This is a genomic window from Micromonospora sp. CPCC 205539, assembly GCF_036906815.1.
Classification (GTDB): Bacteria; Actinomycetota; Actinomycetes; order Mycobacteriales; family Micromonosporaceae; genus Micromonospora.
This window is the reverse complement of record NZ_JBAKHW010000001.1, coordinates 15041-41688: the sequence shown is the minus strand read 5'-3', so window position 1 is coordinate 41688 and position 26648 is coordinate 15041. Positions and strand designations below refer to the sequence as shown.

The 26648-nt window shown below is 69.6% G+C and carries 23 protein-coding genes; 7 read left to right on the top strand and 16 right to left on the bottom strand.

Features of this window, described 5'->3' with window-relative positions:
* The first annotated feature begins 7 nt into the window (after positions 1-7).
* Positions 8-1093, top strand: a complete 1086-nt coding sequence (locus tag V6V47_RS00190; RefSeq protein WP_334625833.1) for a glycerophosphodiester phosphodiesterase family protein — start codon at positions 8-10, stop codon at positions 1091-1093.
* Positions 1094-1158: 65 nt separating this feature from the next.
* Here the strand turns inward: V6V47_RS00190 and V6V47_RS00185 are convergent, their stop codons facing one another.
* From V6V47_RS00185 to V6V47_RS00175, 3 genes are all read right to left on the bottom strand, one after another.
* Positions 1159-3054, bottom strand: a complete 1896-nt coding sequence (locus tag V6V47_RS00185) for an ABC transporter ATP-binding protein (RefSeq protein WP_334625832.1) — start codon at positions 3052-3054, stop codon at positions 1159-1161.
* Between the two features lie 50 nt (positions 3055-3104).
* On the bottom strand, positions 3105-3746 hold the full coding sequence (locus V6V47_RS00180) for a hypothetical protein (RefSeq protein ID WP_334625831.1): 642 nt from the start codon (positions 3744-3746) through the stop codon (positions 3105-3107).
* A gap of 98 nt (positions 3747-3844) precedes the next feature.
* Complete coding sequence (locus V6V47_RS00175) at positions 3845-4225, bottom strand: YccF domain-containing protein (RefSeq protein ID WP_334625830.1); 381 nt, start codon at positions 4223-4225, stop codon at positions 3845-3847.
* A gap of 103 nt (positions 4226-4328) precedes the next feature.
* On the opposite strand from V6V47_RS00175, the gene V6V47_RS00170 reads away from it, so the two are divergent.
* A complete protein-coding gene (locus tag V6V47_RS00170) occupies positions 4329-4820 on the top strand; it encodes a hypothetical protein (RefSeq protein WP_334625829.1) in 492 nt (163 codons plus the stop codon).
* On the opposite strand, the gene V6V47_RS00165 is transcribed toward V6V47_RS00170, so the two are convergent.
* Together V6V47_RS00165 and V6V47_RS00160 are read right to left on the bottom strand one after the other, a co-directional pair.
* Positions 4821-6029 (bottom strand): chitosanase, encoded by a 1209-nt coding sequence (locus tag V6V47_RS00165; protein WP_334625828.1) that lies wholly within the window; start codon positions 6027-6029, stop codon positions 4821-4823.
* A 155-nt stretch (positions 6030-6184) separates the two neighbouring features.
* A complete protein-coding gene (locus V6V47_RS00160; protein WP_334625827.1) occupies positions 6185-7015 on the bottom strand; it encodes a PIG-L family deacetylase in 831 nt (276 codons plus the stop codon).
* Positions 7016-7263: 248 nt separating this feature from the next.
* Here V6V47_RS00160 and V6V47_RS00155 point away from each other — a divergent pair, with 248 nt between their 5' ends.
* Entirely contained in the window at positions 7264-7770 is a 507-nt protein-coding gene (locus tag V6V47_RS00155) for a hypothetical protein (RefSeq protein ID WP_334625826.1), read from the top strand.
* Between the two features lie 16 nt (positions 7771-7786).
* Here the strand turns inward: V6V47_RS00155 and V6V47_RS00150 are convergent, their stop codons facing one another.
* Positions 7787-8494 carry a SanA/YdcF family protein gene (locus tag V6V47_RS00150; protein WP_334625825.1) on the bottom strand — a complete coding sequence of 236 codons (708 nt, stop codon included), beginning with the start codon at positions 8492-8494 and terminating at the stop codon, positions 7787-7789.
* A gap of 115 nt (positions 8495-8609) precedes the next feature.
* Positions 8610-9950, bottom strand: coding sequence for a glycoside hydrolase family 18 protein (locus V6V47_RS00145; protein WP_334625824.1), 1341 nt, complete (start codon positions 9948-9950; stop codon positions 8610-8612).
* Between the two features lie 157 nt (positions 9951-10107).
* On the opposite strand from V6V47_RS00145, the gene V6V47_RS00140 reads away from it, so the two are divergent.
* Entirely contained in the window at positions 10108-11046 is a 939-nt protein-coding gene (locus tag V6V47_RS00140) for a bile acid:sodium symporter family protein (protein ID WP_334625823.1), read from the top strand.
* Positions 11047-11057: 11 nt separating this feature from the next.
* Here V6V47_RS00140 and V6V47_RS00135 read toward each other — a convergent pair whose 3' ends face one another.
* The 6 genes from V6V47_RS00135 to V6V47_RS00110 form a co-directional block, all read right to left on the bottom strand.
* Positions 11058-11534, bottom strand: coding sequence for a heme-degrading domain-containing protein (locus V6V47_RS00135; protein WP_334625822.1), 477 nt, complete (start codon positions 11532-11534; stop codon positions 11058-11060).
* Positions 11535-11679: 145 nt separating this feature from the next.
* Positions 11680-14292, bottom strand: coding sequence for a rifamycin-inactivating phosphotransferase (gene rph, locus V6V47_RS00130; protein ID WP_442934168.1), 2613 nt, complete (start codon positions 14290-14292; stop codon positions 11680-11682).
* Between the two features lie 147 nt (positions 14293-14439).
* On the bottom strand, positions 14440-14937 hold the full coding sequence (locus V6V47_RS00125) for a YcxB family protein (protein ID WP_334625821.1): 498 nt from the start codon (positions 14935-14937) through the stop codon (positions 14440-14442).
* Between the two features lie 89 nt (positions 14938-15026).
* Positions 15027-15419, bottom strand: coding sequence for a hypothetical protein (locus V6V47_RS00120; RefSeq protein WP_334625820.1), 393 nt, complete (start codon positions 15417-15419; stop codon positions 15027-15029).
* Between the two features lie 111 nt (positions 15420-15530).
* Positions 15531-17897 (bottom strand): VWD domain-containing protein, encoded by a 2367-nt coding sequence (locus V6V47_RS00115; RefSeq protein WP_334625819.1) that lies wholly within the window; start codon positions 17895-17897, stop codon positions 15531-15533.
* Entirely contained in the window at positions 17894-18481 is a 588-nt protein-coding gene (locus V6V47_RS00110) for a hypothetical protein (RefSeq protein WP_334625818.1), read from the bottom strand. Before V6V47_RS00110 ends, V6V47_RS00115 begins: the two co-directional genes overlap by 4 nt.
* Before the next feature lie 253 nt (positions 18482-18734).
* Here V6V47_RS00110 and V6V47_RS00105 point away from each other — a divergent pair, with 253 nt between their 5' ends.
* Positions 18735-19544 (top strand): SAM-dependent methyltransferase, encoded by an 810-nt coding sequence (locus V6V47_RS00105; protein ID WP_334625817.1) that lies wholly within the window; start codon positions 18735-18737, stop codon positions 19542-19544.
* 63 nt (positions 19545-19607) lie between these two features.
* On the opposite strand, the gene V6V47_RS00100 is transcribed toward V6V47_RS00105, so the two are convergent.
* The 3 genes from V6V47_RS00100 to V6V47_RS00090 form a co-directional block, all read right to left on the bottom strand.
* Complete coding sequence (locus V6V47_RS00100; protein WP_334625816.1) at positions 19608-20222, bottom strand: DUF1345 domain-containing protein; 615 nt, start codon at positions 20220-20222, stop codon at positions 19608-19610.
* A 404-nt stretch (positions 20223-20626) separates the two neighbouring features.
* Positions 20627-21070: a hypothetical protein gene (locus tag V6V47_RS00095; protein WP_334625815.1), complete on the bottom strand. Its 444-nt coding sequence runs from the start codon at positions 21068-21070 to the stop codon at positions 20627-20629.
* A 223-nt stretch (positions 21071-21293) separates the two neighbouring features.
* Positions 21294-24017, bottom strand: a complete 2724-nt coding sequence (locus V6V47_RS00090) for a M14 family zinc carboxypeptidase (protein WP_334625814.1) — start codon at positions 24015-24017, stop codon at positions 21294-21296.
* A 249-nt stretch (positions 24018-24266) separates the two neighbouring features.
* Here V6V47_RS00090 and V6V47_RS00085 point away from each other — a divergent pair, with 249 nt between their 5' ends.
* Positions 24267-24698, top strand: coding sequence for an effector-associated constant component EACC1 (locus tag V6V47_RS00085; protein ID WP_334625813.1), 432 nt, complete (start codon positions 24267-24269; stop codon positions 24696-24698).
* Entirely contained in the window at positions 24695-26647 is a 1953-nt protein-coding gene (locus tag V6V47_RS00080) for a caspase family protein (protein ID WP_334625812.1), read from the top strand. The genes V6V47_RS00085 and V6V47_RS00080 overlap by 4 nt, the downstream gene beginning before the upstream one ends.
* The last annotated feature ends 1 nt before the right edge of the window (position 26648 follow it).

Sequence of the window (26648 nt, the reverse complement as noted above, 5' to 3'; positions counted from 1 at the left end):
CCGACTCATGTCCCCACGTCTGTCCCTGCGCCACCTCCTGGCGGGCCTGGTTGTTGTGCCCGCGCTCGCGGCGCCGGTAGCCGCGCAGGCGGCACCCGCCGACAACGCCAGCGCGCTGCGCCCGCACAAGGCGAACTTCGACCTGCAAGCGCACCGCGGTGGCATCGGCATGACCACCGAGGAGTCGCTCCAGGGCTTCGCCAAGGCGATGCGCCTCGGGGTCACCACGCTGGAGCTGGACACCCAGATCACCAAGGACCAGAAGGTCGTCGTCAACCACGACCGCCAGATCAGCGCGCAGAAGTGCGTGGACACCTCGCCGGTCACGCTCGGTGACCCGATGTACCCGTACGTCGGCAAGTACATCAAGGACCTGACGCTCGCCCAGATCAAGACCATGGACTGCGGCTTCCAGCAGCTCCCTGGGTTCCCCGAGCAGGAACAGATCAAGGGCTTCCGGATGGTCGAGCTGAAGGACGTCCTCGGCCTGGTCAAGAGCTACCGCGCCAAGGACCTCAAGCTCAACATCGAGACCAAGGTCGAGGCGGGAGCGCCCGAGCAGACCGCCCCCCGCGAGCTGTTCGTCCGACGGGTCTTCGAGGAGATCCGCCGTTCCGGCATCGAGAAGCAGGTCACCATCCAGTCGTTCGACTGGGGTGCGCTGAAGGAGATGCACCGGCTCGCGCCGAAGTGGCCGCTGGTCGCCCTGACGAACTACGACTTCCTCCAGGTCGGCAAGCCCGGCGCCTCCCCGTGGCTCGGCGGCATCGACGCGGACGACTACGACGGTGACTTCGTGAAGGCCGCCGCCGCCATCCGGGGTGTCACGGCCCTCTCGCCGAACTACGGCTTCCCGCAGAACGGCACGATCAGCGACCCGAACTTCCGCTTCTACCCCGACAAGACCATGGTGGCCGAGGCGCACGCCCGCGGCCTGAAGGTCATCCCGTGGACCTGCGACGACCCGGCCACCGTCTCGGCGCTCATGGACATGGGTGTCGACGGCATCATCACCAACTACCCGAACCGGGTCCGGCAGATCATGGCCGACCGGGGCATGCGTCTGCCGCAGAGCTACCGGCCCCGCCACTGAGCCAGTAGTAGGCACGAGAACGGCCCCATGAGCGGAAACGCGCTCCGGGGCCGTTCTCGTCGCGGTCAGGCGACCGCCACGGGCTCACCCTGGTCGGCCGGCTCGTCCTGATCGAACTGGGTGCGGTACAGCTCCTGGTACCGGCCGCCGGCCGCGAGCAGATCGGCGTGTCGCCCGCGTTCGACGATCCGACCGTCCTCGACGACGAGGATCTGGTCGGCCGCCCGGATCGTCGACAGTCGGTGCGCGATGACCACGCTCGTCCGGCCGGTCAGGGCTTCGGCGAGCGCCTCCTGGACCGCAGCCTCCGACGTGGAGTCGAGATGCGCGGTGGCCTCGTCGAGGATGACCACGCGGGGCCGCGCCAGGAGCAGCCGCGCGATGGTGAGTCGCTGCCGTTCGCCACCCGACAGGCGGTAACCACGTTCACCGACGACGGTGTCGAGGCCGTCCGGGAGTGACCTGATCAGGCTGTCGAGTCGGGCCCGGCGGAGGACGTCCCACATCTCCTCCTCGGTCGCGTCCGGGCGAGCGAACTCCAGGTTGGCGCGGATGCTGTCGTGGAACAGGTGCCCGTCCTGGGTCACCACACCGAGCGCCGTACGGATCGAGTCGGCCGCCAGGTCGCGTACGTCGACGTCGGCGAGCTTCACCGTGCCGTCCTCGACGTCGTAGAGGCGGGGGACGAGCTGGGCGATCGTCGACTTGCCCGCGCCGGAGGAGCCGACGAGGGCGACCATCTGGCCCGCTTCGGCGCGGAACGACACTCCGTGCAGCACCTCTTCGCCGCCGCGCGCGTCGAGCTTCGCCACATCCTCCAGCGAGGCGAGCGACACCTTGTCGGCGGCCGGGTAGCCGAACCGGACGTCCTCGAACTCCACCGCCACCGGCCCGTCGGGGAGCGGCCGGGCGTCGGACTTGTCGAGGATCAGGGGCTTGAGGTCGAGGACCTCGAACACCCGCTCGAAGCTCACGAGCGCGCTCATCACCTCGACCCGGGCGCTGGCCAGCGACGTCAGCGGCGCGTAGAGGCGGGACAGGAGCAGCGCCAGCGCGACCACGGCGCCGGCGTCGAGGCTGCCCCGGAGGGCGTACAGGCCGCCCAGCCCGTAGACCAGCGCGAGCGCCAGCGAGCCGACCACGGTGAGGGCGGTGATGAACACCCACTGGAGCATGGCGGCGCGGATGCCGATGTCGCGTACCCGCCGTGCCCGCGCCGCGAACTCGGCGGACTCCTGGGCCGGGCGCCCGTACAGCTTCACCAGGGTCGCCCCGGGTGCCGAGAAGCGCTCGGTCATCCGGGTGCTCATCGCCGCGTTGTGTTCTGCCGCCTCGCGCTGCAACCGTGCGAGCTTCGACCCCATCCGCCGCGCCGGCACGATGAAGATGGGCAGCAGTACGAGCGCCAACAGCGTGATCTGCCACGAGAAGCTGAGCATCACGGCCAAGGTCAGGATCAGCGTGACGATGTTGCCGACGACGCTCGACAGCGTGTCACTGAAGGCCCGCTGCGCTCCGATCACGTCGTTGTTCAACCGGCTGACCAGCGCACCGGTGCGCGTACGGGTGAAGAACGCCACCGGCATGCGCTGGACGTGGTCGAAGACGGCGGTCCGGAGCTGGACGATCAGCCCCTCGCCGATGCTCGCGGACAGGTAGCGCGTCACCAGACCCAGGCCGGCTTCGGCCAGCGCGATCAGGGCGATCAGCACCGCCAGACGGATGACGACGCTGGGATCGGCTCCGTCGACGATCGCGTCGACCACCCGAGCGGCGAGAACCGGCGCCGCCACCGTGAGGACCGCCGTCACCACGCTCAACATCAGGAACCTGATGATCAGGGAGCGGTGTGGTCGCGCGAACCCGGCGATGCGCTTCACCGTGGCTCTCGACAGTGGCCGTTCGTCCTGTGCGTTCATCGCGCGGTGCAGGGACATCCACGCGGTAACTTCCATGCTCATGCCGTACCTCCGTAACGGAGGTTAGAACCTCACCCAAGCTTGAGGTCAACTCACCGCGCCGGGTGCTCCACCTCCGCGCGGATCTGGCCGAACAGTTCGTGCGGGTTGTCCGTCTGCTTGAAGCCGAGGAAGGTCACCAGAGCGAGCGTGTGCTGGTCGACCCACACGCAGACGTCGCCACGGATGCCCGTCTCCGTCCGGCCGACGCCGCATCTGGCCGCACCACCCAGCGGGCCTGGCGCGATCGGGGTCACGGCGGTGACGTTCGGCAGTCCGGTGAAGAGCTTGTCCAGGGTCGCGTCCGGGTCGGTGATCGTGCCGGAGACCCCGCTGACCAGGATGACGCGCTGATCGTCGCCGGGGATGTGCAGCCCGAGGTCTCGGGAGTAGACCTCCTCGGCTCGAACGTAGGCGGTGCCCACCGCGCTGGTAGGTGCGCCGGCGAGCAGCTTCTTGAAGTTGCCCATGTTCTGCTGGGCCTGGCCGTGCAGGACTCGGTCCACGGACTCGGTCCAGGTGTCCAGGAGCTTGGTTGGCTTGTCGAGGCGCATCGCTGCCGTGGCGGGCGAGGGCTGCGTCACCGCTGCGGGCTCGGGGGCGCCGGCCGGCCCCGTGCATCCGGTCACCGCCAGCAGAATCGCCAGAGTCAGCGCGTTGGCAATCGCCACGCCGGCCGGCCTTGTACGCGTCATGAGTCCCGTCCCCGTCTCGTGTTTCGCGCGCAAGATATCGCAGCCGCCGCTGGCTGCCGCGCGGGGCGTCGCGGCGGTGGTGCGTGATCGACACGGGGTCAGGGTGCGGCGACGACCTCGCGGCCGAGGGGCCAGAACGCGGCCGGGACGAGCTTGAAGTTCGCGATGCCGAACGGAATTCCGATGATCGTGACGCAGAGCGCGATGCCGGCGAGGATGTGGGACAGGGCGAGCCACCAGCCCGCCAGCACCACCCACAGGACGTTCGCCAGCCCGGAGGCGACGCCGACGCCCGGCTTGGGCACGAGGGTACGGCCGAAGGGCCACAGCGAGTAGACGGCGAGGCGCAGCGACGCGACGCCGAACGGGATGGTGACGACCAGGACGAAGCAGATCAGCGCGGCGAAGCCGTAGCCGATGGCGAGCACGATGCCACCGCCGAAGATGAGCCACAGCACGTTCAGCACGAAGCGAATCACCTCTCCATCATGAGCGACGCTCGCCATTCGGAACCGGATGGGCCCCTGCGGTGTCCTGACAGAGTCGGGACTGGCCGGCGCGACCGTGATTCGGAGGCGCGAGATGGGTGCATGGCACAGAGTTCTGCTGGGATCGGCGGTTCTGCTGCTGGCGGGGTGCACGGCGCCCGCGGGCCAGTCGGTCACTTCGACGAGCGCCCCGGCCGGCTGCGGCCCACGGATCGAGACCGGGCCCCTGCCGGACTGGGCGGACGCCGGGTTCCACGGCGACACCCGGGCGCCGCACGTCTTCGGCGCCAAGGGTGACATCGTCGCGGTGCTCTTCGGAAACCCGCTCACGCACGGCAGGAAGGACGGGGCCAACAACAAGATCCTGTGGGTTTCCCGGCCGGCCGCGACCTCGCCCGACCCGGCGTCGCCGGCCGCTCTCGCGATCACGGCGACGCTGGACGGCACGCAGACGCGGGTGACCCGCGAGGTCGCCGGTGGCCCGGGCCCGTCGATCATCGACATGCCGCAGGCGGGCTGCTGGCACCTCGACCTTCGATGGTCCGGGCGCACCGACACGATGGATCTCGTCTACGCCGCCGGCTGATCAGCCGATGCGGTACTGGTCACCGTAGACCGCGAACACCAACGGCGTGGTCAGGGTGAAGTTGCCGTTGTTGAGGAACACCCGCTGGGCCGTGTCGACGCGGGAGGTGTCCGAGTGGGCCTCCTCCTTCTTCATCTCGATGACCCGCTCGTCGAGGAAGGCGTTCAGCCAGGTGCGCTCGTCGCCGCCCTGCGCCGGCGGCTTCGTCCGGGCGAGGGCGCGGCTGCGGATCTGCCGCATGCCCTCGTACCCGTGCATCACCGCCGCGTCGTAGTAGGCGAACTGGCCGAGCGCCCGGACCCCGTCGGTCTTGCCGTCGCGTACCGAAGGGTTGAAGTACACCCGGTCCCGCTCGGCCTCCTGCGCGGCCCGGAACACCGAGTCGTTGGCTGCGGTCCGCCAGTCGCGGGGGTAGTTGGGGTCGAGGCCCGCGTGCGAGTCGCTGCCGTCGACGGCGCGCAGCGCCGGCAGGTACGAGGCCAGCACGTTGCCCGGCTTGGTGCGCGTGTACGCCTCGACCAGTTCCAGCATGTCACCGGTGCCGGAGCAGAAGCCGATGATGCCGGCGGTGTAGCCCCGCCCGTCGCCGATGTCCTCGATGTAGGAGAACTGTGCGCGCCAGTCGAGCGACGAGTTCTCCGCCGCCGAGACGATCTGCATGGCGATGTCCTTCTTCGCCGGATCGTCGAGGTTGACCCCGCCCGGGGTGGTGGGCGGGGGAGTGGGCGTGCCACCGCCGGGCAGCGTCCACCGCTGGTTGGTGCCGCCGGAGCAGCTCCAGATCTGCAACCGGGCACCGTTCGCGGTGCTCCGGTCCGTGACGTCGAGGCACTTGCCCGAACCGGTGTTGACGAGCGCGCCACCGCTGGCCGTCCACTTCTGGGCGGCGGTGTTGTTGCAGTCGTACAGCTGCACCTTGGCGCCGTCGGTGGTCGACGCGGCGGTGACGTCCAGACACTTGCCGAGTGCCCGGACGGAGCTGTCGGTGTTGCCGACCGTCCAGCTCTGGGCCGCGCTGCCGTTGCAGTCCCAGAGCTGGACCGGCGTGCCGTTGGCCGGGTTGGCCCCGGCCACGTCGACACACTTGCCGCCGAGGCCGGTGATCGGGCCGGCGGTCGCGGCGCTGGCCGACGGTAGGCCGAAGCCGACCGCCGCGGTGCCGATCAGCAGGGCACCCACGGCGTAGGCGGCTGTGCGTTTGCGAGACATGGTGCTCCTCGGGGGAGTGGCGGCGTGCCGCCGGCCGGTCGTCTGCCCCCGTGCGACGGATCGACCCTGGCGGGTGCCGCGAGCACCAGGAAACATTATTAACAAATAACAGTACGTCGATGCGCTGTCAAACGGTGGACAGTGCCTCAGGCCGGTCAGCGCAGCCCGGCGAAGAGGTCGTCCTCGGGCAGCGGAGCGCCGGTCGTGTCACGAACCCGGAGGAAGGTCTCCGTGCCCATCAGCTCGGTGAACCGCTCCCGGCCCAGTTGCAGGAAGAAGATGTTCTCGGTCTGACTCGCGTGCGCGGCCAACGCGTCGAACTTCTGCCCGGCGTAGCTGGTCGTGTCCACCCAGGTGGTGATCTCGTCGTCCGGCAGGCCGAGCTGCGGCCCCGGCTCGTCCGCCGCCTCCGGGTCGGCCCACTCGACACCCAGCTCCTGCATGATCCGGCCGAACTCGGCGAACATGGTGCGCGGCACCGTGGTCCAGTAGACCTTCGCGGGGATGTCCGTCTGCGCGACGGCCGCCATGGTGATCCGGTGCGCCTGGATGTGGTCCGGGTGGCCGTAGAAGCCGTTCTCGTCGTAGGTGACGATGACGTCCGGCCGGTACTGCCGGATCAGCTCGGCCAGCCGGTCGGCCGCCTCGGCCACCGGAGTCGTCCAGAACGCGCCGGGCTGGTCGTTGGTCGGCCAGCCCATCATCCCGGAGTCGGCATAGCCGAGCGTCTCCAGGTGCGTGACCTTCAACGCGGCGCAGCTGACCTCCAGCTCACTCTGGCGCATCGCCACCACGGCGGCCGGGTCGTGCCCCGGGTCGCCGGGCTTGACCCCGCCAGGGCCGTCACCGCACCGCCCGTCGGTGCAGGTCACCAGCACCGTCGTGACGCCTTCCGCCGCGTAGCGGGCAAGGACGCCACCGGTGCTCGTCGCCTCGTCGTCGGGGTGGGCGTGCACCGCCATCAAGGTCAAAGGTCGTTCAGCCATGCCATCACCCTACGAGGCTCGTCGTCGCCGCACGGGCCAGCTGACCAAGCCGCCCCCGGGGGCGCCGCTGTCCGCGCTGCAACCAACGTGGCATCAGTGCGGGGCGCGTACCACCAGAGTTTCGACACATGTCAATCTGCCTGGGGATGCCCGGAGGGCGGTCGATTTCTATAGTCCGATTAGTGCGCCGGAGTCGCCGGCACAACCATCGGGAAAGAGGGATCCACATGGGACGAAGAATTTACGGAATGGTGGGGGTCGCACTGATCTCAGCCGTCGTCGCGACAGTCGGCCCCGCCGCGTCGGCGAATTCGGCTGCGCCCGCGAGTTCTGCCGCAAAGGCGAGTTCGGTCGCACTGGTACAACCGCAGGCCAGCAAGGCCCCCGAGCACAGCGAGGCGGTGGCCGGGAGTCCGCCGAGCTCGTTCGACTCCTGCGTGAACGGGCCGAACGGCAGGTCATGCTTTCAAAAGTACGGGGACAAGATCTGGGTGCTGGACACGTACGCGAACGGCAGGGGTCACTTCGCGTCCTGGAGCAATTGGCTGTGGGACGGAAACAGTTGGGAGCTCTATCGGGAGGGCTTCTGCAATAACGGACTCACCGCGGGAGTGTGGGGCTACTGCGACAAGGAGTTCTACGAGGACAGCACAAATCCGAACCCGTACGGAAACAAGGGTAGCGGCCTCAGAATCTCCTCGTGTGATGCCCTGATCGGTTGCTCGGACTACTTCTGGATCCGCAACAACGGCTGATCGCCGACGGAACGCCTCAGCCGTCCCGGAGGGCGTCGTCGACGCCGGTGTCGGGACGGCCGAGGTGGGCAGGGTCACGGCCGGAGAGCAGATCCAGCGACGCTTTCAGGCAGGCGCCGTACTCGCGGGCGGAGCTGACCCGCCACCGCTGCGCGTACCGTTGCGCGGTCTCGTCGCCCACGCCGTTGGCGTCGATGCCGAGGCGCCGGCACAGCGCCACGGCCCGGGGCAGGTGGAAGGACTGGGTCACCACGGTCGCGCGCCGCACCCCGAAGATCCGCTTCGCCCGCGCACACGAGTCGTAGGTGTCGAAGCCCGCGGGGTCCAGCACCACCTTCTGCACCGGCACGCCCCGGTCGACCAGCCAGCTCAGCATCGCGGCGGGCTCGTTGTAGTCGGCGTTCCGGTTGTCGCCGGAGACCAGGATCGCCCGGACCTTGCCGCTGGCGAGCAGCCGCTGCGCGATCTCCAGCCGGGCGGCGAGGAACGGTGACGGCGTGCCGTCCAGCTCCACCTTGGTGCCCAGGACCAGGGCGACCGGGGCGTCCGGCACGCTGGCGCCGCTGTAGAGGTGGCCGTCCGCGCCACTACGGATCCACGCGACGCTGGCCGCCACGGCGCCGCTCAGCAGGACCGCACCGACGACCATCGTGACCAGTGCGCGGCGGACCAGCCGACGGTGCTCCACGTACCACTGTCTCACCGCACCACGTCGCCCCCGCATGCTGCGGGATTATGCCCGGTGATCGTTGTGGAACGGCGAGGCGCGTGCCGCCGGCCCGCCGCCGGCCGAGGAGATCGGTCGGTGACGGGCCGGCAAGGGCGCTGCGCGGGTGCGCCTAGAAGGTCGTCAGCCCGAGGCTGATCGTCTTGGTGAGAGTGGCGTTGTCGTCGTCGCCGTCCAGCGACCAGATCATCGCGCCGGCCAGGCCGGTGCGCCGGATGTAGAGCATCTTCTGCAGCACGACAGCGGGGTCGTCGTACGTCCAGAACGTCGTACCGTCGAACAACCAGGCGTGCCCGGCGCGGAGGTCGCGGTGCACGGTGAAGCCGTTGCCGGCCAGGTTCTTGAGTTGCTTGTAGTCCTCGTAACCGGCCTCGAACGTGGCCGGCGCGGGCGCGGTGGCGGGCTGGAACAGGCCGTTGCCGCCTCCGGTGATGCCGGTCCAGCCCCGGCCGTAGTACGGGATGCCCAGGACCAGCTTGTCGCGGGGCGCGCCGCGGTCGATCCAGCCGTTGATCGCCACCTCGACGGAGAAGTCCGGGTTGTCCGGCGAACCGGCCGGCACGCGCAGCGCGGACTGCTGGTTGGCCACCGCCTCCCAGCCACCGTGGAAGTCGTAACCCTGCACGGTGGCGAAGTCCAGGTAACGGAAGATCTTGCGACCCTCGAACCCGGCGTCCATTGCCGCCGGGTTGGCCGGCAGGAACGCCGTCAGCGGGTGGTGCGTGCGGGTCGTGCGGCCGTACGCGTCGAGCTGCCGACGGAACTCGGCGAGCAGCTTGGTGAAGTTCTCCCGGTCCTCAGGGCGGACGACATTGCCCGGCTCACCCGCCCAGTTCGGCCACTCCCAGTCGAGATCGATGCCGTCGAAGACACCGGCGGCGGCACCCGGACCGCCGCTGCCACCGGCTGCCGGCAGGTTGCCCTTCAGGTACAGGTCGATGCAGGAGGTGACGAACGCCTTGCGGGAGGCGTCGGTACGGGCGGCGTTCGAGAAGTACGTCGACCAGGCCCAGCCACCCAGCGAGATCAGAACCTGCAGGTCGGGGTGCTTGGCCTTCAGCTTGGCCAGTTGGCCGAAGTTGCCGTTGAGCGCTTGACCGGGGGCGTCGGCGACACCGTCGACGCTCTCCTCCGCGGGGACGGGACGCTGGTAGTCGGCCCAGGGATCGCCCTCACCCGGCCCGCCGTCCAGATAGCAGCGACCGTCCTCGGTCACGTTGCCGAAGGCGTAGTTGAGGTGGGTGAGGCGGCTCGCCGCCCCCGAGGTCTCCAGCTTCTTGACCGGGAACGCCCGGCCGTAGATGCCCCACTGGGTGAAGTAGCCGACCCGGTGGTAACCGGTCCGGTGGGTCGGGCGGTCGCTCGCGCTCGCGGCGGCCGGCGGTGCGGCGGTGACCAGCAGCGTCGCCAGGGCGACGAGGGCGGTGAGGCGGCGGTGGCGGAATTGTCGCATCGGCACTCCCACGAGGATGGAGCAGAAATAGTAAAGACACTTATCTGATTGATGAAGCTAAGCCGATCACCGTCCGCGGTCAAGAGTTGACGCGCCAACCGTAGCCAGCCGCACGGGGGATTGTGGGGGCGTTACCAGGTGGTAACGATGTCGTGTCATGGACTCCGCGCTGACTTTGATCGGACTACCCATCGCCCTCGGCATCATCATGCTGGGTCTGGGGCTCGGACTGACCATTGCGGATTTCCGCCGGGTGGCCAGCTACCCGAAGGCCGCCGTCATCGCGCTGGTCTGCCAGGTGCTGGTGCTGCCGGCGCTCTGCTTCGGCCTGGTCCTCGCCTTCGACCTGGCGCCGGAGTTGGCCGTCGGGATGATGCTGCTGGCCGCTTCCCCCGGCGGCACCACGGCCAACCTCTACAGCCACCTGTTCGGCGGGCACGTCGCCCTGAACGTCACCCTGACCGCCATCAACTCGGTGCTCGCCGTGGTCACCCTGCCGGTCCTGGTCAACCTGTCGGCGCGCTACTTCCTGGCCGACGGGACCGACATCGGCCTGCAGTTCGACAAGGTCCTACAGGTGTTCGCCATCGTGCTCGTCCCGGTCGCGATCGGCATGCTGATCCGAGCACGGGTGCCCCACCTCGCCGAACGCCTGGACCGCCCGGTACGGATCCTGTCCGTCGTCGTGCTGGTCGCGGTGATCACCGGGGCCGTGCTCGGCGAACGCGAGAACATCGCCGACTACTTCGTCGCGGTCGGCCTGGCCGTGCTCGCGTTCAACATCCTGAGCCTCGCGATCGGCTACGGCGTGCCCCGGCTGGCCGGCGTCGATCGGCCCGCCGCGACGGCGGCCGGGTTCGAGATCGGCATCCACAACAGCACGCTGGCCATCACGATCGCGCTCAGCCCGGCGCTGCTCGACAGCACCGAGATGGCGATCCCCGGGGCGGTCTACGGCATCGTCATGTTCTTCACCGCGGCGGCCTTCGGCTACCTGGTGACCCGCACCGGCACCCGGCCGGCCGCCGAGCCGGGCGGGCCCGCCGTCGAGCCGGGCGGGTCCGCCACCACCTCAGGCGGCGCCGCCGTCACCTGAGCTTCGCTCGACTAGCGCGCGACCCCGCGCAGGATGTCGACGACGAAACGGTGGTCGTCCAGTTGCGGCAGCCCGGAGACACCGATCCAGCCCACCACGCCGGTGCCACGAACGTGCAGCGGCAGCGCGCCCCCGGCGGCCGCGTACCGCGAGGCCGGCAGGCCGTACCGCTCGGTCAGCGTCACCTGCTTGTCCCGGCAGAGCCGCGCCATGTACAGCGAGGAGTGCTCGAAGCGCGTCACCACCCGACCCTTGCGACGCAGCCACCCGTCGTTGTCCAGCGTCGAACCCGGCAACCCGCAGTGGAACAACTGTCGCCCGGCCCGCCACACACCCACCGCGATCGGGAGTGCCTGCTCCCTCGCGGCGGCGACGGCCCGCATCCCCAACTCGTACGCGTCCGACTCCGACAGGGTCGCGAGCTCCAGCGCGGCTTCCTCCCGCAGCAGCTCATCCAGCGTGGGCCACGGGGCCTGGTCGACTGACATGCGAACCTTCTTCTCGTCGAGCGCGTGCCGCGGTACGGCTCGCAGTGGCGGACCGAGGACTGCCCCGGTTGACCAGGACAGCTGCTCAATCTAACTACGTCCGATCGTCGCCGCGTTCGCGGCCACTCAGTCGAGGCCTGGCCGGTCAGGGCAGGAACTCGACGTACCCGTCGCTGCCGTGCACGCGGATCCGCTGCCCGTCGGCGATCAGCCGGGTGGCGTCCACCACGCTGACGACCGCCGGCAGGCCGTATTCCCGTGCGATCACCGCGCCGTGTGTCATCTGGCCGCCGACCTCCGTCACCAGGCCCGCGATGGCGACGAAGAGAGGCGTCCAGCTCGGGTCCGTATGGGCCGTGACGAGGATGTCACCCGGCTCGAGGTCGGCCTGAGCCATGTCCAGGATGACGCGCGCACGCCCTTCGACGGTCCCGGCGGAGACCGGCAGGCCGACCAGGGCGCCCGCCGGTACGTCGTCGCGTCGGTACGTCCCGGTGACGACCTCGCCCTCCGACGTCAGCACCCGGGGCGCCGTGAGCGCCTGGTACGACCGGAACGCGTCCTTGCGCTGCTGGATCAGCCCCTCGTCCACCTGGTTCGAGCGCACGACGTCGTGGAACTCCTGGAACGTGAGGTAGAAGACGTCCTCCTTCTCGGGGAGCACGTTGGCCTGCACGAGGCGCTCGGCCTCGTCGAGCAGGGCCTGCTTGTAGACGAAGTAGCGGCTGATGATGTCGTACTTCGGGTACTCCCGGTAGCCGATGAAGGTCCGCACCCGGTCGATCATCCGTTTGGTCTCGTCGGCCTTCTGCTCCCCGTCCGGCAGCGCCCGCAGGCGTTCGAGCACCTCCCGCTCTTTCTCCTGCGCGTCCTGCCGTCCCTGCGCGAAGCGCCGCTCGGCGGCGCCCGGCTCGAAGAGCTTGATGTTGTCGAGGATCACGGGAACGAGCGTCGTGGGCTGCTCGCGCCAACGCGGCCTCGTGATGTCGATCTCGCCGACGCAGCGCACGCCGTACCGGTCGAGGTACGCCTCGATGGCGTCGCGCGCTTCGGTCCCGCCCGCGCGCTTCGGCAGCTCGTCCAGGAAGCTGTCGTCCTCGACGCCCCGCAGGAACGCCACCACCTCCGGATGCGGTCGGATCACGTCCGCGACGTCGAGCAGCGCCAAGCCCATCTCCGAGGTGATGTTGCCGGGAGCGGACAGCGTGAGGGTGTCGGCCGCGTTCCTCTCGCCCAGCCATTCCTCCAGCCGGTCGTTGAGCCACCAGGTGGCCTCGATTCCGGCCATGACCGCTTGCATGTTCAATCGATCGCTGAGCACCCGCTTGTGCTCCTGAAAGGCCTCCAGCAGGAAGTCGAACAGCGCCGGGCCGCTCAACGTCGCGATGTCACGCCGCAGAGCGGCGATGGACACCTGACTGCGCTCGATCAGCTCGTCGACGATGGCCGGATCGTTCTCGATCGGGGCGGGCGGCCCGCCGGCCGGCGGCCCGCCGGGTTCGGCGTCCGGGAGCGCCGGGACGAAGTCGGGGCGGTCGAGGAGGGTCTCCAGCGCGTTTCCGGTCAGGGGATCGGACCTCCCCGCCATCTCCAGGAAGCTGGCGCGGCTCGCGGGCGAGGCCAGGAGCCGGGTCGCGTCGACGAACAACCTCCCGCCGGCCTCGTGCATCGGCGCCAAGGCCGTCAGCTGCCACATGGAGAGCCCCAGGGGCTTCATGGGGTCGGTCATCATCTGCTGATGACCGACGGAGAGGTAGACGTGGTTCTCCTGGTCGTGAGCCACCGGGACGGGGAACAGCGTGGTGATCGGCCGGCTCTGCACGATCTCGAAGTCACCGTCGACCAGGCACCATTCGATGTCCTGCGGACGGCCGAAGTGCGCTTCGATCCGTCGCCCGAGCTGCACGAGCCGCACGACCTGCGCATCCGTCAGCGCCGGCTGCTCCTGCCGCTGCGGGTCGATCGCGACCTCCTGCGTGCCGCCGGTCGGCAGGGCGAGAACGGCACGTTGTTTGGCGGCGATCTGCGTGGCGACGACCTCGCCGTCGCGCACCGTGAAGACGTCCGGGTTCACCAGGCCGGAGACCAGGGCCTCGCCGAGGCCGAAGCTGGCGTCCACGGTGGCGATCTTCCGGTTGCCCGTGACGGGCTCGGCCGTGAACAGGATGCCGGCCGCTTCCGGGACGACCATCTGCTGGACGACCACGGCCATGAGGACCTTCCGGTGGTCGAAGCCGTTCCGCGTGCGGTAGGTCACCGCACGCTCGGTGAACAGCGACGCCCAGCACCGGCTGACGTGCTGGAGGATCGCCGCCGGCCCCACGACGTTCAGGTAAGTGTCCTGTTGGCCCGCGAACGAGGTCGTCGGCAGGTCCTCTGCCGTCGCGCTGGATCGCACGGCGTAGGCGCCCTGCTCGCCGAGCTGGGTGAGTGCGCGGGTGGTCGCCGCCGCGAGATCGCCCGGGATGGCGATCCCCTCGATGGTCCGGCGGATCTCCGCGCTGAGTGCGCGGATCGCCTCCCGGTCGTTCGGGTTCAGGCGGGCCAGCTGATCGAGCCGGTCGTCGAGCGCCGGCGCTTCCGCCATGATCCGCCGGAAGGCGGCCGTCGTCACGCAGAACCCGGCGGGCACGCGGACGTCCGGAATCCGCGACAGCCCGCCCAGGTGCGCGGCCTTGCCGCCCACGACCGCGGCCTGCGACTCGTCGATTTCCTGAAGATCCAACACGTACTGCTCGGTCAACGACAACGCACTCACGTCGTGCCCCCAATTACTCGGCGGTGCCGAATCCAGCCGCCGATTCTGCGGCAGGACCGGGGTCTTGCCGCAAGCCCCCCTGTGCGCTATACGTTAGAAGTGGAGGGAGCGAGATTTGCTGTCTCTGCGGTCGGCGACGCGTAGATCTCACCGAGATTCGAGCAGCCCTCGTCCGACTATGAAGGCTCGCAACGTTTCGGCGTCGTCGACGGACATCAAGCCGCGTGGGATGACCGTCGCCGGCATCTTGCCGACATACACGATCCAGAACTCAGGCGTGTCCCTGACCTGGGTGACCCCGTCCCAGGCGATGCCGCCGGATTCCGAGCCGCTGCGCATCATGATGTTGTCGTCGGTGATGTCGTAGCCGCCTTCGACGGCATAGCGACTCGAGCGGCGGCGGGCGCGCAACCGCACCCACGGCGAGTAGAGCATCGACAGCAGGCCACCGATGACCAGTGCCAGGCACAGCGACGAGACCTGCTCACCCCAGGTGAGCCCCCGCGAGACGGCGAAACCGATCGCCCCGGCCGCCGTCAGCACCGCGCCGATATAACCGTACTTGCGCAGCCGAACACTGCTGAGCGCTGCGGCCACGCGGCCCGGGTAGGCGGGATCGGCTGGGACGTCAAAGCGGATGTGCACGCCAGAACGATAGTGCCCCCACCTGATGGTGCGGCGTCAGGTCGGCGTGGTGCTCTCCCCCGAGGAGCACTACGCCGACCTGGCGTTTCTCAGTAGTCGCAGGTCGGCGAGTTCATGATGTCGATGGCCACGGCGTAGCCGTAGGGCTCCAGGTACGCGAGCTCGTCCGGCTGGACGCAGACCCAGCCGCCGCCCGAGTAGTAGATCTTCGCGCCGTCGTCGTTCCGGCTGTTGTAGACCCAGTCCGCGCCTTTGCTCCGCGAGCCGAGCGTCTGGTACCAGTTGTCCTGGAACGACGCGGTCGGCGGGTTGCCGTTGTACGGGCTTCCGGTGACCCAGAAGCAGACTCGGGGGTAGTTGCAGCCCATTCCCGAACCGGCCTGTGCCGGTGTGGCGACGAGCCCGCTCGCCGCGGTCATCGCGCCCGCGGCGAGCGCGGCGGACAGAAGTCGACGGGACCGGGTGAAGGTGGTTGCGCGCATCGTGTGACCTCCTGCTGAGAAGAGTGGGGCGCTGGATCGGCCCCGAAATCACGATGTCAGCGGCCGTTGCGGGCAACCAGGAGCTTCACCGGCGGTTGACCGGCGGTTGGGTCAGCCGGTCTGCCGGACGGTGAACGTCGCCGATCCGGTCTCGTCCGCCCACGGGTCGAGCACGAGGGTGTACGTGCCGCGCTTCGGCAGTGGGCCCGTCTCGAACCGTCCCGTCCCGCCGATGACGCATCCGCTACCCACCACGTCACCGTCCGGGCCGGTCAGGGTCAGGATTCCGCACCGGTCGGGCAGGCTGGCGGCAGTCGCCTCGACGGTGAGCCGTCGACCGGCGTCGGCGGGAAACCGCAGGCGGCTGACCGCGCCGGGGCGGCTGATGGACAGCGTGCTGGCCCGCCCGTCCGGGACGGTGTCGAGCTGGTCGTCGTGGGCGTCGCGGAGCCGTACGTCCGCCCAGCCCGTGTCGGTCGAGTAACCGTCGAGGTCCAGGACGTACCGACCGGTGGTCGGCAGGACGAACCCGTCGACGAATCCCTGGCCGCCGATCACGCACCCGGAGGCCACCTGTGTGCCGGCCGGGTCACGCAGGCGCAGCAGATCGCATCGATCCGGCAGGGTGGCGCCGGTGACCTGGAGGAAGACCTTCTGGCCGGCGCGCCCGTCGAACGCCAGGCGGCTCACCGCTCCCGGCTGGGCGAGCGTCGCCCGGACCGCGGGCCCGTCGACGGTGAGCGTCCGGTCCTCGTCGGTCACGGTGACCACGCGTACGGTCGCTCGGCCCAGGTCGGAGTCCCACAGGTCGAGCACCACCTGGTGGTCGCCGGTCGCGGTCAGCGTGGTGGCGTCGATGAAGCCGACACCGGAGATGACGCAGCCGGTCGCCAGGGTGCGCCCCTGCGGGTCGAGCAGGAGCAGCACGCCACACCGATCCGGAACGGTGGCGGCGGGGACCTCGACGAAGATCTTCTGACCGGTGCGGCCCGGCACCTTGAGCGCGGCGGTGGCACCGGGCCGGGTCACCTCCAGGTCGACGTCACCGGCGGCGGGGGCGTCGCGCTGCGCGCGGGCGGCGTCCGCGGCGAACGCCACCTGCCCGGTGAGGCCGACGTCGAGTGCGCAGTCCGCCAGGGTCTGCGGGTCGGTCACACCGGCCCGCCGGCAGATGAGTTCGGCGGTGGCCCGGTTCGGCAGGTCACCAACGGTGAGTGACCGCTGCGGGAAGCGCCGATCGGTGAACGTGCCAGTGTCCTGACCCGGCTCGTAGTCGAACAACGACCGCCCAGCCTCGACCCGCCAACTGTCGGCGAAGCCGGGGTAGAGCGCCTCGAACGTCGGTGGCTGGGCCAGCTTCGCGCCGTTGCGGACGATCAGGTCGTCGCCGGGGTTCCCGTCGTGGTCGCCGAGCAACCCCTCCAGCGCCCCGGCCCGTCCGTCGGGCGCGCTGACGCTCACGCTCATACCCCACACCCCGATCGGGCGTACGTGCAGCCGCGCGCCGTCCGGCCAGTCCACGGTCACCGTGCCGTCGTACTCGGTGGTGACCGTGCCACCGTGGGGCAGCTTCACGCCGGCTGGCCCGGAGGTCGGCGCCGCGCCGTTGACCCGGGTCACCGGCCCGTCGGGTGTCGCGTACACGCCGACCCGGTCACCGGCCACCCGGACCGCGACGGCGGAATTGACGGACACCACCGAGCTGGCCGGGAACATCGTCTGGCGGGCCTGCACCTCGAAGTCGTCCTTGGTCGAGCGGGCGAGCACGAACTCCCCGGCGGCCTGGAAGTCGTACCGCAGGCCGTCGAAGGTGAGCAGGTGCGGGTCGCCATTGCTGTTCGCGCAGCGGTAACCCTTGCCGACCACGGAGATCGAACAACCACCACCGGGCCGCGGCGGCGGAGGCGGGTCGCAGTCCTTGCCGTTCGCCGGCAGCTTCATTCCGCTGTACGTCGTGCGCTCCTGCAGGCCGGCGGCTCGCCGGTAGGCGTTCTCCGCCAGCACGGCGTGCACCTCGTCGGGGTCGACGGTGCTGACCTGTCGACCACCCTGGGTGCAGAACGTGCCCCGTTTGGTGTCGTTCGCCTCGTCGAGCGCGTGGTTCATCTCGTGGATGAGGGTGGCGCACTGGTCCTCGGTGAAGCCGGCGCCCTCCTCCGGCAGCTTCCGCCCGTCGTTCTCCGGCCACCAGTTGATCTGCACGTCGCTGCCGGGCACGTACGTCGTGGTGCTGCTCTCCGTGCCGATGATCGGCCTGCGTACCTTGATCTGCTTGCCCGAGCGCTCCAGCGCGTCGAGCACGGCACCGTTGCCGGAGCCACGGATCTGCCCCACGCAGCCCGCGTACTCCGTCTGGAGGTCGGTGTTGACGCTGACCACGGCGGACGCGGCCTGCGGGGCGAGCAGCACCAGCACCCCCGCCAGCACCACGCCGACGCGACCCGCCCGCCCACCGACTCGCCACCGCACCCCGGTCACCCGCCCTTCACCTCGAACGCCACCGTGCCCTGCTCCACCGTGGCGGCGCAGGCGTCCGCCGCGACCCCCCGCAGCGGCGCCCGCAGATAGCCCAGCACCAGCCGGTACGCCCCCGGCTGGTCGACCGGCCACCAGGTGACGGTGGCGCCGCCACGGCCGTCCGGGGCGGAGGTGGTCAACGCCGCGCCGACCGGGCTCTGCGGGTCACTGTTCAGGGTCAGCTCGACCGACCCGCGCGGTGGCACCCGCACCAGGTTCTCGATCAGGTACGCGGTGAAGTCCCGGTAGTACGCGGCACCGCCGACCGTGGGCGCCACCGCCGCGTCGTCACGGGTCAGCGACAGCACCGTCACCGCCCCGTCCGGCACCCGACTGAGCTGGCACTCGGCATCCCGCTTGTTGACCAGCTTGATCCGAAGGCCGACCTGCTCACCGACCCGGTAGGCCGGCTGCGACGCGCCGACGGTCAGGCCGATCGACGCCGCGCCACCGGCGGGGGAGGGCGTCGGCCGGGACTTGCGGCACCCGGCCGCCGTGGACACCAGCAGCAGGGTGAGGCAGCCGGCGAGCGCCGCTCGACCCATCGACCCTGCCCGGGGTAGGCCCATCGCCGTGTGCCTCCTCCGGGTGCCGACGTCCGTGTCAAAGATCCCGGCCAGCCTGCACCGGGTCACACGGCGACGCTGTCGTGATGCGGACCGGCGGATGTCCGCTAACCGACGCGCCGGGCGCCGAGGGCGCGAACGTCGGACCCCGGCGTCAGGTCAACCACCGAGATTCAAGTATCCACCATGGACGGTATGCTCCGGGCTCGGTGGCGCGGAGAGGTGGACGATCATGACTCAGTCGGAGCCCGGGGCTGGCCTTCAGCCCGACAAGCCGAACGCGGCGAGGATGTTCGACTACTACCTCGGCGGCAAGGACAATTTCGCCGCCGACCGTGCGGCGGCCGCCGCGGTGCTGCAGGTCGCGCCGTGGATGCCCGAGGCCGCCCGGCAGGGCCGTGGCCTGATCGCCCGCACCGTTCGCCACCTCGTGCAGGAGCGGGGCATTCGGCAGATCCTGGATCTCGGGTCCGGCCTGCCGACTCAGGACAACGTGCACGAGATCGCCCACCGCATCGACCCCGAGGTGCGCGTCGTCTACGTCGACGACGACCCGGTGGTGTGCGCGCACGGCCGAGCCCTGCTCGCCGACGCGAAGACCGTGACGGTGGTGCAGGCGGACCTGCGCCAACCCGAGCAGGTCCTCGGCCACCCGGAGATCACCGCGGCGCTCGACTTCGACAGTCCGGTCGCGATCCTGATGATGTTCGTCCTGCATCTGGTGCCCGACGACCAGGATCCGCAGCGGATCGTGGCGACCTACCGCGACGGCCTCGCCCCCGGCAGCTACCTGGCGCTGTCGCACGCCAGCACCGACGTGCACCCTGATCTGATGTCGCGGATCTCGGCGATCTACGAGCGCGCGAACAGCCCATTCGTGCCGCGCAGCCACGCGGACATCTCCGACTTCTTCGGTGACTTCGTCCTCGAGCCGCCGGGGTTGGTCAACATGTGGCCGTACACCGAGCCGCCCTCCACCGAGGACCCGGACGTGGCCCGCACCGGCTACAGCGGCGTCGGCTGCAAGCCTCAGCGGAGTTGACCGCCCGGTGCGGACCGCCGCCGTCGCGCGGGAGGTCGGCACCGGCGCGCCAATGGCCGGAGGTCAGCCGGTGATGACGCTGACGGCGATACCGACGGTCGCGGTGTTGTAGATGAACGACAGGATCGAGTGCGACAGGATCTGGAGTCTGATCTTGGACGTCTGCGTCTCCACGTCCGAGACCGAGAACGTCGCACCGAGGGTGAACGAGAAATAGGTGAAGTCGATGAAGGTCGGCCGATCCGTGTTGGGAAAGACCAAGTGCTGCGTCGGCAGGGCCGCGTAGTAGCCCTGCGCGTACCGCTCCGCGTAGCCGAAGTGCAGAATGCCCCACGCGAGCAGTACGGCGGGGATGCCGACGACCTTCGCGAGCAGTGTGTCGTCCGCGTTGTCGCCACCAATGACGATCAGCAGACCAGAGACGATTCCCACGACGCTCGCGAAGATGGTGAAGAGCAACCCGACGCGTGGCCCGAGGGCACGCTTGAGCCACTCGTCGTCGTCGCTCACCCTCTTGTACCGGAGGCGGTTGATGCGGATCGCCAGGTAGATGATTCCGATGCAGTCCCAGAGCGCGATGTATTCGGCAACATCATCGGACGCGATGACGAATATGCCCAGGACGATAAGCGCGACCTCGATCGTCCGGGACACGGCGAACGACACTCTTCTGGCCATGATGAACCTCACAATTATGTGCGGAGAGGTGACGCCATGGTGATTTCCTCGGTCATCCACGGCGAGCGAGGATTTTACTGCACACGCCGAGGAGTGACCTGCGGGGCCGCAGCCCATTAACACCCAGAGTGGTCGCATTATCGCGTTACTGTCGAGTACGCGATTTGCTTATCGACTGAGCACCGGTCCAATGTGGCGGGCGACACGTGCACGACAGCGTGCCGACCCATTCCGGTGATCCGGCACACACCGGTGATTCCGTAGGTCGCCAGCGGCATATTTCGTTAGTGGATGGTGTGGTCGGCCGGGGGTGCCACGCACGCCAGGGGCGGGGACCGTCATCTCCGGTGCCCGCCCCTCGTCCTGGTGGTGGCCCCGCGTCCGGGCCGCTGTTTCGGCTGCGGTCAGCCGTCGACGCTTCGGAAGGTGGTGCTCCGGCAGTAGGAGCCCCTTGTGTCGTCTGGGCCGTCCGCCCCGCAGATCTCCATCCTGACCACGTCGTTCGCGTAGACCTGAGTCGGATCCCAGATGACCGACGACCCGGAGCCGCCGCCGTTGTACTTGTAGCCCTTCAGGACGTCGTCCACGTAGACGAGCGCCATGACCCCGTCATTGTTGCCGCACGTGTCCCGCAGGACGAAGTAGTCGTCATTCATCCCGCCGCCGGGCGCACCCTCACCGTAGTCGACAAAATTGAGGATGCCGGCCTGGCAGGAGTTGCCGGCATCCCAGGCCGTCACGGCGTGGTCGTCGTTGACGGCGGCGGAGGCCGGTGAACCGGCGCCAAGGAGTGCGGCGGCCACCGCGAACGCCATGGACAGTCTGAGCGCGAGAAGCTGGACTTTCATGTGCACCTCCATGAGTGTCGGGATCGGGTCGATGGATTCGGCGACCGGCTCAGCGTATTGATGCCGCTCGAATGATCGCCATCGTCGACCTTTGTTCCGAACGAGCACCGAACTGTCCGGCCTGATTGATGGCGTGTTCGGTCGTGTCCCGACCAGCCCGTTCGCCGTACGAAAGCGGGGAGCCGGGTGTCCCCGGCTCCCCGCTCCCGTTGCGTGGTCAGTCTCAGCCCACCAGCGACCGCAGCGGGATCGAGGCGGCGCGCAACGCGCGTACCAGATCCCTCAGGAACGGATGCTCGTCGGCCTGGCGTCCCTCCGGGTTCGGGATGACCAGGTGGGCCGAGCCGCCCGTCACGGACGTGCGGGCGTCCGTGGTGAAGCGCCCGACGATCGCCTGGGTGCGCGGCAGGTCGGTCGCCGCCACCTCGATGCTGATCGGCCGCCACCCGCCGCTCAGGTCCGGCGTCACCGGCGCGGCGGCGGCGCTGGCGCGCGCCGCGTCGACCCCGGCCGCGCGCCGTGGGGCCGCACCCTGCGTCGCCGGGTAGAGCAGCGCGTTGGCCACCAGGTGCAGACCATTCTCGTTGTACGCGCGGAAGAGCGGGTTGTACGCGAACAGCACCGCCCGGCCAGCGCCGGTCGGCTCGTCGACCACCGCCACCGTCCCCTTCAACGTGTCGGCGCCGACGGTGTAGCCGTTGGCCCAGAAGGTGGCACCCGACGGGTAGCTGAGCACGTTGGTCCCGGTGCTGGTCGGGGTGAGGATCGGGTCGCTGTTGTTGAACTCGAAGTCCTCCGCCGGGCGGCCCAGCGCGACCGGGCTGTCCTGGTCGACGTCGACCCGCAGGTGCGAGCCGATCACCAGGTAGTCGTCCGGCTTGGCCTTTTCGGTGGTGGAGGTGAGCCCGGCGGCCCGGGCCACCCGGGTGCCCTCGTTGCGCAGGCCGACGTAGGTGTGGCCCTGGGCGATCCAGTCACGCAGGTTCGCCTGACCGGTCGCGGTCAGCCCGCCGGTCGGGCTGCTGCCGTCCGGCACCAGCAGCACCGTACGCCCGGTGAACGCCGCGGTGTTGTCGTTGATGTCGGCCGTGGTCACCGGCGTCAGGTCCAGGCCCCACCGCTTGCCGAGCACGTACCGGGCCTCGCCGTGCGAGCCGGACGTCGTGGAGATGCCCGTGCCCTGGAAGAGCCCGACGTCGGGCAGCTCGACCCGGGTCCCGGTGGGCGCCCCACCCGGGGTCAGGCTCACGCCGAGCGATTCGGCCAGCTCGTCGACCTCGCGGCTCAGTCTGGTGGCGGGTAGGGCGACCGCGCCGGTGGCCAGGTCGCGTACGAGTGGCACGCCCCGGCCGAGCAGGGCGAAGGTGAACTCGGCCGCCGCCGCCGAGTCCAGCGGGTACCGGTACGAGCCCCAGGGTCGCGCCGCCGAGGTCCGGCCGCCGGAGATCTCCCGTACGAGCTTGGCCTTCGGCCGTACGGTGTCACCGGTGTAGATGGTGGACACACCCATCAGCAGCGGGTTGCTCCAGGACGACACGTCGTAGAAGTAGGGGAAGGGCGTGTACGGGTCCTCGCCCATGATCGCTTGGATCCAGTGCTTCTGCGGCTGGTCCATCGGGATCCAGTACGCGCCCTTGGGCACCGTGACGTCGCGGGCCGTCCGGCCACCGAAGATCCGAGCGGTCGGCACTCGGGTCGGCCGCTGCACCTCGTACACCTCGACGTCCATGCGGCGTAGCCGCTCGACGAGCTGGCGTACGTCGGCGAGCTGCCGGTCGGGCAGCAGGAAGTACGAGCGGATCGTGATGTCCGGCACCGGGAACTGGACCTCGTTGGTGGGCTGGACCACCTCGTTCGGCTCCAGCCTGCCCGCCCGGCCCTCGGTGAGCGCGTCGGTCCAGATGTCGAAGTAGTCGCTCAGCAGCTCACGCTTGTTGGCGGCGGCCCAGCCCAGCGTCGACCACTGGGTGTGGAACTGCTGCTGGACCCGGTCGGCGACCGCCGACGCGCTGCCCTTCTCGTAGGTCATGCCGGCCGCACCGAAGCCGGCGGTCGGGACCGTGTCGCCGTACCCCATGAAGAACATGTCGTACGTGTCGTAGTTGAAGTAGCACTCGGTGGTGACGACCTCGTCGCAGGCGCCGTTGTAGCCGAAGCCGCTCTTGTTGGCCTCGCCGATGCGGTTGATCCAGTCCACCGCCTCGCCGGCGATCTCGTGGTGGATCGGGTCGGCGTTCGGCGGGAAGAAGTACTGGCGGCCACCCATCTCGTGGGCGTCGATGAACACCTGGGGCGGGTAGCGCCGCAGCAGTTCGAGCTTGCCGTCGGTCTCCTGCTGGGTGCGGGCGAACCAGTCCCGGTTCAGGTCGAAGCCGTACTCGTTCTGCCGCCGGGTGGCGTCGCGGCCGTCCGGATTCTGCGTCGGCACGATGATGGTGACCAGGTTGTCGTTGCGGTCGGCGACCGCGCAGGACAGGCCGGCCGCCAACTCGTACAGCGTCTTGAGCGCGGCGTCCGTGCCGCTCTTCTCACCGCCGTGCACGTTCGCGGTGACCCAGACGATGGCCGGGCTGTCCTTCGCGGTGCCGGCTGCCCTCCTCGGGCTGGTCCGGCGCGGGTCCCGCAGGTCCCGGACGTCGTCGACGATCCTGCGCAGCGCGGACGGCCGGACGTTCCGCTCGTTGGACACCACCGCGTACGGCAGCGGCTGGCCGAGCACGCTGCTCGTCATGACGCCGGTGGTGACGCGGTCGGACGCGCCGTCGACGGCCCCGAGATAGGTCCGGACCTCGTCGTTGGTGACGACCCGCTGCTGGCCCAACCCGAGGGGAAAGCCGAGTACGGCCTCCGGGGTGGGCACCGTGCTCAACCGGGCGGTCGGGTCGGTGCTGCAGGGGGAGTGCCGCGGGGCGCTCGCGGCGGGCGTGCCGCTGAGCAGGGGAACCATGCCGAGCAGGAGTGTGATCGTGGCGGCACTCGCCAACCGCCTCGAGGGGACCGTCCAGGACGGGCGTATCGATGGGGCCATGTCTCGTGTTTCCCTTCTCGGGAAAATGGATCACAGTGGCCGGAGCTTATGAATCACCGATGGCCTGGTCAAGGCGACAACGTGATCGAACGTGGTCGAATTGTTCCGCGAGTCCAGATTGGTCGGTCGGGGGGGTGCGGCCGTCGGCACTCGTACCGATAATGGTTCTTGCCCGCGCTGGTTGTCCGTCGGGAGGGGGAGACATTGCCGGTCTCACTGGAGACGATCACACTCTGGGTGTATCCGGATCTTCCGTCGGCCGATGCCCGCCGCTCGCTGGCGTCCTGGCTGCGCGCCGAGGACCGGCTGCGCGGAAAGGTCACCGCGGCCGCCGCGCCCGACGCGACGCCTGAGCCCGACCAGATGACAGCTGGCGTCACCGATGTGCTGCTGGTGGCCGTGGGCAGCGGTGGCGCGGTCATGGTGCTGGTGCAGGCGATCGCCGGTTGGTTGGCGCATCGCCGCGAGGACGTGACGGTGAGGCTCACCCATCCGGGCGGCTGGTCGGCGGAGTTGGACATCCGGCGGGCTCGCGACATGGATCAGGTCGTCGCCCTCATCGAGGCCGCGGTGCGGGCGTTGGACCACGAGGGGCCGTGAGGCGCCCCGACCCGGCTCGGTCGACGGCCCTGTTGATCGGCACCGCGACGCACGACCAGCAGGCGCTCGAAGACCTCCCGGCGGTGCGGGCGAACGTGACCGAGCTGGCGCGTCTGATCACCACCGGTCCGGTGGACCTGGTCGCGCTCGAACGCTGCACCCAGCTCCTCGACCTTCCGCACCCCCGGGAGGCCGGCGTCACCATCGCGGAACGCTGCGGCGAGGCAGACGATCTGCTGCTGGTCTACTACGCCGGCCACGGCCTCCTCGACGACAACGGTGAGCTGTTCCTCGCCCTGCCCGGCACCGACCCTCGACCGGACTGGCTGAAGTACACCGCGATCCCGTTCAGCTGGATCCGCGACGCCATGCGCGAGAGCCCTGCCCGCACGCGGGTGCTGATCCTGGACTGCTGCTTCGCGGGCCGCGCGCTCAACACCATGTCCCCGGTGGACGTGGAGAACGGGCTCGCCGACCGCAGCGAGATCCAGGGCACGTTCACCCTCACCGCGACCTCCGACAACGTCGCTGCCATCGCCCCGATCGGCGCCGAGCACACGGCCTTCACCGGCGAGCTGCTGCGCCTGTTGCAGCACGGGCCACCGGTGCGCGACGGCCACCCGGACGGCGAAGCCCTCACCCTGAGCGCCGTGTACCGGCACCTGGTGGTGACCCTCCCCAGCCATGGCCTGCCGCGCCCGCGTCAGCGCAACACCGACCTCGCGGCCGACCTGGTGTTGCGACCGGCCCCGCCGGTTGTCGCCGCCGGGCCGACGCCGCTCGACGATCAGCCGGCCGAGCCGGACGCCACCGCCGTCACACCGGCCAATCTGCCCGCACTTGTCGAGCCTCGGCCGGTGATCGACACGCTCCGCAGGCCCCAGCGACTGCTCCACCCCTGGCACCGCACACTCCTGGCGGCGCAGTGGCGACGGTTCGCGTTGTACTTCGTCAGCTTCGTCCTGTTCACCGCGTACCTGGTGGCGTGGATCGTGTCGTTGCAGAGGGCCCCGGAGGTGAGGACTCCGTGGGGCGCCGTCAACCTGCTGGCCGTCCTCCTCGAGTGTGGTGCGGCAGGCGTCGCCACCGTGCTGGCGGCCACCGGCATTCGTGACACGAGCGCCGGGTTCTGGCGGGACGCGAGGATCAAGTGGCAGTTCGCCATCGTCGTCTGGGGCGTCGTGGTGGTCGTTCTGGCCTGCAGCGTGTTCATGCGTTCCTGGGCGTCACGGGCGGGCGAGGCCGCCCAGGTGCTCGCCCTCATCTTCATCGTCGCCGTCGTCGGCCTGATCCTCTGGTCGATGCGGTACCGCTATGGGAGGCCGACGAGACAGGATTCCGAGCGCTCTCCGGCCCGCCAGTTGTGGTGGAGCACCCCGGCCGCGATCGCCTTCACCCTCGGGACTCTGATCGCGGCCCTCACCGAACCGGACGAGACGCAGGGCCAGACCAGGGTGGGTCTGCTGCTCAAGACCCACACCCTCGGCGCCTCGTGGATGGTCGTCGTGTCCCTCCTGGTCGGCGTTCTGGTCGCCGTCCGGCTCTACGACCTCGTGACCGGTCATCTGGCGCTGTCGCGACGGACGCTCACCGTCACGCTCGCCAGGCAGGGCATCGGCATCCGGACCAGCGCCCGGAACAGGTTCATCGCCTGGCATCACCTGGACCGGATCTTCGTCGCCGGCAACGTCCTCGCCATCGCCTTCAAACGGGACTATCCCGAGGTCGACAAGCCGCGCGAGTTCAGCTACTCGGCCGAGCTCGGCGGGTTCCCGGTGGCCGACATCCGGCACTTCCCGCACACCCGCGCCGAGATCCTGCACTCCCTTGCCCACTTCGCGGGCCCGACCCTCCACGGGGTCACCCCACCAGGTCCCGAAGACGATCGCCTGCCGACACGCACGGACGGCAGCCCGGCCGGGTGGTACCGGGAGCGGTGGAGCACCTAGT

What these genes read in the sequence shown, in the direction of transcription:
- V6V47_RS00190 (WP_334625833.1), top strand. Translation starts at nt 8, where the DNA reads ATGTCCCCACGTCTGTCCCTGCGCCACCTCCTGGCGGGCCTGGTTGTT.
- V6V47_RS00185 (WP_334625832.1), bottom strand. Translation starts at nt 3,054, where the DNA reads ATGAGCATGGAAGTTACCGCGTGGATGTCCCTGCACCGCGCGATGAAC.
- V6V47_RS00180 (WP_334625831.1), bottom strand. Translation starts at nt 3,746, where the DNA reads ATGACGCGTACAAGGCCGGCCGGCGTGGCGATTGCCAACGCGCTGACT.
- V6V47_RS00170 (WP_334625829.1), top strand. Translation starts at nt 4,329, where the DNA reads ATGGGTGCATGGCACAGAGTTCTGCTGGGATCGGCGGTTCTGCTGCTG.
- V6V47_RS00165 (WP_334625828.1), bottom strand. Translation starts at nt 6,029, where the DNA reads ATGTCTCGCAAACGCACAGCCGCCTACGCCGTGGGTGCCCTGCTGATC.
- V6V47_RS00160 (WP_334625827.1), bottom strand. Translation starts at nt 7,015, where the DNA reads ATGGCTGAACGACCTTTGACCTTGATGGCGGTGCACGCCCACCCCGAC.
- V6V47_RS00155 (WP_334625826.1), top strand. Translation starts at nt 7,264, where the DNA reads ATGGTGGGGGTCGCACTGATCTCAGCCGTCGTCGCGACAGTCGGCCCC.
- V6V47_RS00150 (WP_334625825.1), bottom strand. Translation starts at nt 8,494, where the DNA reads ATGCGGGGGCGACGTGGTGCGGTGAGACAGTGGTACGTGGAGCACCGT.
- V6V47_RS00145 (WP_334625824.1), bottom strand. Translation starts at nt 9,950, where the DNA reads ATGCGACAATTCCGCCACCGCCGCCTCACCGCCCTCGTCGCCCTGGCG.
- V6V47_RS00140 (WP_334625823.1), top strand. Translation starts at nt 10,108, where the DNA reads ATGGACTCCGCGCTGACTTTGATCGGACTACCCATCGCCCTCGGCATC.
- V6V47_RS00135 (WP_334625822.1), bottom strand. Translation starts at nt 11,534, where the DNA reads ATGTCAGTCGACCAGGCCCCGTGGCCCACGCTGGATGAGCTGCTGCGG.
- V6V47_RS00120 (WP_334625820.1), bottom strand. Translation starts at nt 15,419, where the DNA reads ATGCGCGCAACCACCTTCACCCGGTCCCGTCGACTTCTGTCCGCCGCG.
- V6V47_RS00110 (WP_334625818.1), bottom strand. Translation starts at nt 18,481, where the DNA reads ATGGGTCGAGCGGCGCTCGCCGGCTGCCTCACCCTGCTGCTGGTGTCC.
- V6V47_RS00105 (WP_334625817.1), top strand. Translation starts at nt 18,735, where the DNA reads ATGACTCAGTCGGAGCCCGGGGCTGGCCTTCAGCCCGACAAGCCGAAC.
- V6V47_RS00100 (WP_334625816.1), bottom strand. Translation starts at nt 20,222, where the DNA reads ATGGCCAGAAGAGTGTCGTTCGCCGTGTCCCGGACGATCGAGGTCGCG.
- V6V47_RS00095 (WP_334625815.1), bottom strand. Translation starts at nt 21,070, where the DNA reads ATGAAAGTCCAGCTTCTCGCGCTCAGACTGTCCATGGCGTTCGCGGTG.
- V6V47_RS00090 (WP_334625814.1), bottom strand. Translation starts at nt 24,017, where the DNA reads ATGGTTCCCCTGCTCAGCGGCACGCCCGCCGCGAGCGCCCCGCGGCAC.